Below are 4937 nucleotides of genomic sequence, written 5' to 3'. Positions count from 1 at the left end.
GTCAGATGTGTATAAGAGACAGTTATTATTCATCATGACAAGTTTTATCGGAAATATTCCGAATAAATGGCATTGAAAATGTATTTATTTCTTTGTTATGCTCAAAATGACTGCTGACATAAGTTAGACATGAAGGCCGCTACGAGCAAGGAGTAACAAATATGGTAACGGTCAAGAAAAAATCTGCCGCAGCAATCGCAGGATTTGTTTTGTTCCTGCAAGGTCCAATGCCAGCATGGGCGCAAGAAGCTGCTGAGGTTGTACAAAATACGCAAGCTCAAACAGAGGTGACTGCAAAAGCATCTACTGAAGAAGCAATTGAAAAAGCTGAAGAGCAGGTTCAGCAATTAGAAGCTCAAATTGAAGAGTATAAGAAAAAAGTTGCAGAATTTGACGATCTTTTAAATAAAATCTCTGAAACTGAAAAAAGATTTGAAAACGTTGAGAAAGATAAGGGAAAGGAACTTTTAGAAGCTGAAAATGCATTGAAAATGGATTCCGAAGCTGCAAAAGTAAAAATTGCAGAATTTGAAAAATCCAAAGAAGAAAAGGATAACGAACTTATTGGATTAAAAGCCGCATATGAACTTTTAAAAGAGCAATATGATAATGCAAAATTAGCTCTTGATGCTTTGCAAAGTGACGAAGAAGAAAAAAGTCAAACAAAAGAAAGAGCTGCAGCTAACATAAAACAATATGAATCACAGATTTCAGATCTTCACAAAGAAGTAGATAATCTTAAGGAATCTATTGCAAGTGATTCTGCTCAAATTAAAGAGTATGATACAAAAATCAGTGAATTAGAATCTGCATTAGAAAAAGCTGATCCAAACGATGCCGGTAATATTTATTCTCTAGCGGACCAGTTTAGAAAAGTCTCTAATGATCAAGTTTCGCTTAGCAAAAAAGTTGAAGAAAATAAGAAACTTGTTGCTGATAAAGAAAGAGCTTTGAACGAATTAGAGACTCTTTTCACAACAGCAAAACAAGAATTTGAAAAAGCAGATGAAGAACTTAAAAAGATTAAAGATCAAATTGATGAGTCTAAGAAAAATGTAGCTAGTAAGCTTGAAGCTTCTAACAGTAAAGATTCTGAAGTAAAGAAAGCAGAGTCTGAAACAAAGCTTCTTAATAATATTATTGAGAACTATAAGTTAGTTGACGACAAAAAGAAACTAGATGAAAAAATTAAATCATTAAGAAATGGCTTTGAAGGCGCTAAAACATTTAAAAACAATCAGATTCAGCAGAAAACTGAGAAAAGTGATTTAAAGAAGAAAGCTGAGGATTCTTTAAAGGACGCAGAAAAGAATCTTGAGGAAGCTAGAGTTAAAGTTGCTGCCCTCAAAGCTCAATTGGAACAGGAAAAAGTTCAAAAGAATCAGCAAAGTGGTAGCAGCTCTGATGGTAATAATAATGCCAAAGAATCTGAAAAACAGACTAATCCTGTTGCTCCAGTACCTTCTGATTCTGAATCTAAAGAGCATGTTGCTCCAGTACCTGTACCTCCTGAAGCATCTGCTCCGAAAGTAACTGCTCCAGTTCCTACAGTGCCTGAATCTAAGATTCCAGCTCCGTCTATTAAAGCTCCAGCTATGCCACCTGCTTCTGTTGTTCCTGCTACCCCAGTAGTGCCAGCAGTTCAGGTTGAAGATAATTCAGCTCCTGCAACGCCTTCTGCACCTGTAGTTCCTGTAGCACCTGCAGAAAATCCTACTGTTGCAAATACTCAGAAGGCAGTAACTCCAGCTGCTGAATTGGTTAAAAGTGTTTCTTCCGCAGTTGCATCTCATGCTCCAGCTGCTGCTAGTACTTCAGCTGCTGTGGCTCCGTCGAACAATACTTCGCAAGCAGATAAGTCAACTGAATCTCAAGTTTCAGAAGAAAACTCGAAGAAGCCTGAAGATAATAATGGTGAAACTGAGGAAGTTGAAGAAAAGACTCCTGTTGAAAGCAATAAGCCACAAGCTCAAGCTAGTGCTACAGCCGAGAACAAGTCTTCTGGCAATATGCTTAGCAATATAATGTTGGGTGTTTTGGGTGTGCTAACTATTTCTGGAGCTGCTGCTGCCGGCGTTACTGTTATGCGTCACCGTCGCCTTCCGAGAGCATAAATTAAAAAACTACTCGGTACGTTGATAATCTAAATTTGCGGCTATTTGTGTCTATGCATAAATAGCCGCAGATTTATATGCTTACGGCTTAACTAAGCCATTTTCATAAGCGAAAACTACAGCCTGCACGCGGTCTCGAGCACCGATTTTTCCTAAAATATGCGCAACATGAGTTTTAACTGTTGGCAAACTAATAAATAGTTTGTCAGCAATTTCCTGATTTGAAAGTCCGTGAGCAATTTCAACAAGAACTTCGCGTTCTCTATCAGTAAGTTCTGTAATAGCTGAATTTGTGTACGCGCAGCTTTGTGTTGCTTGCGCAGCCGGATTTGCTTGTACATCGTAACTTTCTTGTGCAGCGTAATTCGCAGTGTAATTCGCAGCACTGTTTTCTGTAGTATTTGTTGCTACTTTGCCTTGCTGAATCATATTTTCAATCAAACGCTTCGTAGCAGTCGGAGCAATAATTGCGTTTCCTTGATACACTGTTCGTATTGAATTAAGCAAAGTTTCAGGTTCAGTATCTTTCAAAAGGAACCCGGAAGCACCAGCATGAATTGCAGCCATAACATATTCGTCTAAATCAAAAGTTGTTAGAATAATAATTTTAGTATTTTCGTTAGTTTTTTGCTGCAGAATTTTGCGAGTTGCTTCCAATCCGTCCATTACAGGCATGCGAACGTCCATAAGAATAATGTCTGGATTTTGGCTTTTAGAAAGCTCCACAATTTGTGATCCATTAGAAGTCTGAGATACAACGTGCATATCTTGCTGCGAATTTATTACCATCGCAAATCCTGCTCGCACAAGCTCCTGATCGTCTGCTATTGCAACGCGAATTACTTCATTGTTTTCCATATTTTCCATAGTATCAACTTACTATTGCTTATTTAATGCGTTGTGTTGAATTTGCTCATCAAGTGGGGCAGCAGGGCGAATAGCAATCTCAGTTACATTCGCAGCATTATTTGCTGAATGAACGCTTGAACCTGTTTCTCGCAAAACTCCAAGCAATTTTCGCATATATTTCAGTGCCGAACGACCTTCATCTCCAATATTTTTAAAGGCTTTACTAATTTCTTCACTTTGTTCCTGTGATTGCTTTGGTTCTGATAACTTTCGATTTTCTGCATTGCTATTTGTTTTTTCGTATTTATTTAGCATATCAATTCCGCTATTTGCGGCATCGATTACTTTATGCAATGTAATAGCAACTTTTTGCTGAATATTTGAGCTAAGTCGTTGCCTTTCTGCGTTAGCTGCAAGTACTTCTAGCTGTTTTTGCTCTTGCTCTAATTCTGTTCTGCGCGCTTTTAGAATCAGCAAATTATTGTCATCGTTTCTGCGGGAATAAGCAAATGCAATGGCCGCAAAACAAATTAACGCAACTATAAAACCAAAAACTAATCCAACGGACGCAAATTGCATAAAGTCATAAAAATTGGTTGTGGCAATATTTGATGTAAAGAATCGTATTGGAGTTTCAGTTTGTGGAATATTTTTTGATGAAATACCAATTTTTACGGCGAAAATAGCAGATTCGGCAAGCACTACTGCGCTAACCCATTGCCATGCGCGTTTTTTACCGTAGAGCACAGCAGCGTAAATAATATTTGGTATGAAAAAATTAGCGAATAAAATATTCGGCAAGAGTATAAGCTGTATTGCAGAAAATACTGCTGCAACAATTGCGCATGCGGTTGGAGCTTTTCTGCGAAACATGAATGGCACCATGGTTGTAAGAGTAAATACTTTATAAAGTATTTGTAATGAAAGCGAGTTGGAATATTGTGAAGACATTCCAACTCCAACAATAAAATCGTAGGTTGGCAGAAAGAGCATCATAACAACCCAAGGTGATGCATAAATAATGTCTCCAATAAGCCAATGTTGTTCAAACCATTGTGATACTTTCTCAATCCTATTTTTTGAAGTATTTGCTTCTGGTAAAACGTATGGCAAAACGTTTGTCGAAACTTCCGATGATGTTGAAACGTTTGCATTTTCCGGTTTTGTTTGTGCTTCTGCTTGATTATTAACTTTTGCATTCTTATGAGTAACGTTATGAATACTATTTAATACAGAAGCAGTACTGTTTGACTGGTCTGCGCTGTAGGAATATGGAATAAAAGCAACAATACTAAACGTTCCATCATTCATTTTTCCATAATCAAGCGTTCCGTGAAGATTTTCAATTCGCTCTTTCATGCCAATCAAACCATAACCGTTTTTATGTGGCGCACCGCTATTTTGCTCTTGATTAGCTTCTAGCTTGTTTATTTCATTTGTAATTTTTAGTGTTAAGCCTTGGTTCTTCCACTGTTCGTGAATGTTTATTTTAATGCCATCTCCTGCATGCTTTCGAATATTAGTAAGAGACTCCTGAACAACGCGGTATGCAACGGTTTGTGCGTCCGCGTTAAGCCTATTTTGAGAATTTATGCCATCAACAGTGTGCCAAAAAATATTTTTAGGAGATGCAATTTTTGCTTGCTCAATAAGAGAAGGCACGTGATTGAAGTCCAATTGACCCGATGGAGCGTCTGTTAAAGCTTCTAGAAGTCGGCGCATATCGTGAACGGCTCGCTCGGCTTCATTTTTAATAATATGCATTGTTTTTTTAGCAAGCGAAATATCTTTGGTTGCTGCATAACGACCACCATCTGCTTGCACAATAATAATAGAAAGCGTGTGGGCAACAATATCGTGCATATCTCTTGCAATTCTTGCGCGTTCTGCAGTAACAGCAATGTGTTGAGCTTTTCGGCGGTACGCGCGAATAGAATTATTGTGATCTTGCAAAAGTTGAATAGCTGTCTCTTA

2 protein-coding genes and 1 pseudogene are annotated in these 4937 nt (G+C 37.9%); 1 reads left to right on the top strand and 2 read right to left on the bottom strand.

The window, feature by feature from the left end; all coding sequences use genetic code 11:
• Nucleotides 1-161 precede the first annotated feature (161 nt).
• Complete coding sequence (locus A5295_RS04280) at nucleotides 162-2114, top strand: hypothetical protein (protein ID WP_064621816.1); 1953 nt, start codon at nucleotides 162-164, stop codon at nucleotides 2112-2114.
• Nucleotides 2115-2195: 81 nt separating this feature from the next.
• Here the strand turns inward: A5295_RS04280 and A5295_RS04275 are convergent, their stop codons facing one another.
• Together A5295_RS04275 and A5295_RS04270 are read right to left on the bottom strand one after the other, a co-directional pair.
• A complete protein-coding gene (locus A5295_RS04275) occupies nucleotides 2196-2981 on the bottom strand; it encodes a response regulator transcription factor (protein ID WP_012914080.1) in 786 nt (261 codons plus the stop codon).
• A 12-nt stretch (nucleotides 2982-2993) separates the two neighbouring features.
• Nucleotides 2994-4925: pseudogene (locus tag A5295_RS04270) on the bottom strand (sensor histidine kinase); the annotation flags it as partial.
• Nucleotides 4926-4937 lie beyond the last annotated feature (12 nt).

Source organism: Gardnerella sp. 26-12 (assembly GCF_001660745.1).
GTDB lineage: Bacteria > Actinomycetota > Actinomycetes > Actinomycetales > Bifidobacteriaceae > Bifidobacterium > Bifidobacterium swidsinskii.
Note: the sequence above shows the minus strand (reverse complement) of the source record. Positions and strands in the feature narration are given on the sequence as shown.

Coding starts and splice junctions, on each gene's coding strand:
- A5295_RS04275 (WP_012914080.1), bottom strand. CDS start 2,981: ATGGAAAATATGGAAAACAATGAAGTAATTCGCGTTGCAATAGCAGAC.
- A5295_RS04280 (WP_064621816.1), top strand. CDS start 162: ATGGTAACGGTCAAGAAAAAATCTGCCGCAGCAATCGCAGGATTTGTT.